The 229-nt window shown below is 58.1% G+C and carries 1 protein-coding gene; it reads left to right on the plus strand.

What is annotated here, in order from left to right; translation table 11 throughout:
• Positions 1-34 precede the first annotated feature (34 nt).
• A partial coding sequence (locus AAEZ05_RS30595) for an SDR family NAD(P)-dependent oxidoreductase (protein ID WP_350650457.1) occupies positions 35-229 on the plus strand: 195 nt, incomplete at its 3' end.

Here is a 229-nt window from a genome sequence, read left to right on the forward strand (position 1 = left end):
CAGTGGATCTTCATTGGTTTTGAGATCTTTATTTATGATCACCACCTTCGACTTCTCTCACCAGAGCATCCTCGTCACCGGTGCCAGCAGCGGCATCGGTCGCGAAATTGCCCAGCAACTGATCGCCAGCGGCGCCCAAGTCTTCGCCCTTGGTCGCGATGCCCAGGCGTTGGCGGCATTGGGGTGCCGCACCTTGTGCGTGGATATCGCTGACAGCATCGCCCTCGAT

The organism is Pseudomonas sp. HY13-MNA-CIBAN-0226 (assembly GCF_040310305.1).
Taxonomy (GTDB): Bacteria; Pseudomonadota; Gammaproteobacteria; order Pseudomonadales; family Pseudomonadaceae; genus Aquipseudomonas; species Aquipseudomonas gregormendelii.